Consider the following 2,320-nt stretch of genomic DNA (forward strand, 5'->3'; position numbering starts at 1 on the left):
CAGCGCGGGGTCCGTTGCCAATGATGCGGGCCAGACGCTGACCTATGCCTGGGCCCAGACCGCCGGTCCCGCCGTCGAGCTGGACGATGATGAAAGTGCGACGCCCAGCTTCACCGCGCCGACGCTGGCCATCGGCGATGCCGATGTGACGCTGACCTTCGTTCTGACCGTGGATGACGGCTTCGACACCGCGACCGACAGTGTGACGATCACCGTCACGGCGCCGCTTGATACGCAAGCCCCGGTCATTGCTGGTATCGGGGATATTGCGGTGGACACCGATCCGGGCGTCAACACGGCCTCGGTCGTGCTGACTGCGACGATCACCGACAATTCCGGTGAGACGATCCTGCCGATATTCTCGATCGACGGCACGGTTATCACCAGCCCGTTTGACTTTCCCGTCGGTGCCACAACCGTAGTCGTGGACGCGCAGGACAGCGCGGGAAACGCCGCCGTGCAACAGAGCTTCGTGGTGAGCGTGACGGACACGACGCCACCGGAGGAGCCGGTTGTTGTCACGTTGATTGCCACATCGGACAGTCAGGTGAACCTGTCCGGCACTGTGGAACCGGGAAGCACCGTGACGGTAACGTTCCCGGATGGCAGCACGCAAAGCGTGACGGCGGATGCCAGCACCGGCGCGTTCACCTTGACCTCGGATACGCCGCAACAATCGGGTGTGGTCACGATTGTCGCAACGGACGTGGCGATGAATAATTCCGATCCCACCGAGGTCGACTTTATTGGCGACGATACATCGCCGACGGTTTCTATCGGTGCATTGAGCGGTCCGACCAACGGCACCTATACCGCCGTGATTACCCTGTCCGAGGACAGCAGCGACTTTGACGCCAGCGATCTGACGTTGGACAATGCCACGGCGACGCTTAGCGGCGGGGGAAGCAGTTATACCGCCACAGTGACGCCGGACAGTGATGGCGCCGTCACCCTTTCCGTGGCCGCAGGTACGTTTACGGATCCGGCGGGCAACAGCAACGATGCCTCGAACACGGTCAGCGCCGTTTATGACGGGACCGCGCCGACGGTCAGCATTTCGGGCGCGCCTGACGCGCTTGAAGGGGACGGGGCGTTCACCCTCAACATCACGTTCTCGGAGCCGGTGACGGGCTTTGTCGCCGCTGACATCAGCAGCACCAATGCAATCGTGACCGGGGTGAGTGGCAGCGATGCATCGTATATCGCGAATTTGCGCGCGTCGGGGACCGGGGATGTTCAGGTTTCCGTTCCTGCCAACGTTGCCGCCGATGCCGCCGGAAACGGCAATCTGGCATCCAATCTGGTTGTCATCAGCGATTTCACCATTGAACGAACGCAGGAGCTGATCGCGTCCTACATGCAGACCCGGGCGAACCAGTTGCTGCTCAACCAGCCGGATCTGATGTCGTTCCTTTCGGGTAGTCCTCGTGGGGAGTTCTATTTCGTCGCAACGCCGGAGACGGGAAATTTGGACTTTGCGTCCAATGCGAACAGCCCTGTCTGGGCGCAGGCGAGCGCATCGTGGACGAATGACGGGGACAGCAGAAGCGAATATGTGTTCGGCGCCCTGGGCGCGCACCGAACCGTAAACGAAAACTTGCTGGTTGGCGCAATGCTTCAGTTCGATCATCTGAATGAGGATACCGGCAGTGCCTCGATCGGGGGCACGGGCTGGATGGTCGGGCCGTACTTCGTGGCGCGCAGTGCTGTCCAGCCGCTCTATTTCGAGGGGCGCTTGCTCTATGGTGAGAGCGACAACGACGTCTCGCCTTTCGGAACCTACGAGGACAGCGTCGACACGACGCGTTTGCTGGCGCAACTGAAAGTCGCGGGTGAGCTTGCCTATGGTGCCACCACCCTTTCGCCGTTCGTGGATGCGTCCTACACCACCGACGATCAGGACAGCTATATCGACAGCCTGGGCAACCCCATTCCCGAACAGGGCATCACGCTCGGCCAGATCGAGGTCGGGATGGATTTCAGCGTCATGGTGCCGGTCAACACCGAGGAGCTGGAGCTTTGGGGCGGTGTGTCAGGCATCTGGTCGCATACCAGCGGCAGCGGACACGCCTCAACCGTCACCCCCGATTACGATGGTGGACGGGCCCGGGTCGAGCTGGGCATCAACCACCAGATTTCGATGGATCAAAGCTTCACCGCAGGGACCTATTATGATGGCATCGGTGTTGGCGATTACGAAAGCTACGGGCTGAGCCTCGGCTATCAGATGCAGTTCTGACATCGGACTAGGGCCTGTCCCCATAATCAGGCTTCCCCATTCGTTCGTCGCGTGATTCAGTATCTCCGACAGAGGAGGTTG

General features: G+C 60.9%; 1 protein-coding gene. It reads left to right on the top strand.

Going from position 1 to position 2,320, the window contains the following annotated elements; all coding sequences use genetic code 11:
- On the top strand, nucleotides 1–2,239 hold a 2,239-nt coding region (locus H1S03_RS10335), incomplete at its 5' end, for an Ig-like domain-containing protein (RefSeq protein WP_249777879.1).
- Between the last annotated feature and the right edge of the window lie 81 nt (nucleotides 2,240–2,320).

Source organism: Pontivivens nitratireducens, assembly GCF_014235845.1.
Lineage (GTDB): Bacteria > Pseudomonadota > Alphaproteobacteria > Rhodobacterales > Rhodobacteraceae > Pontivivens > Pontivivens nitratireducens.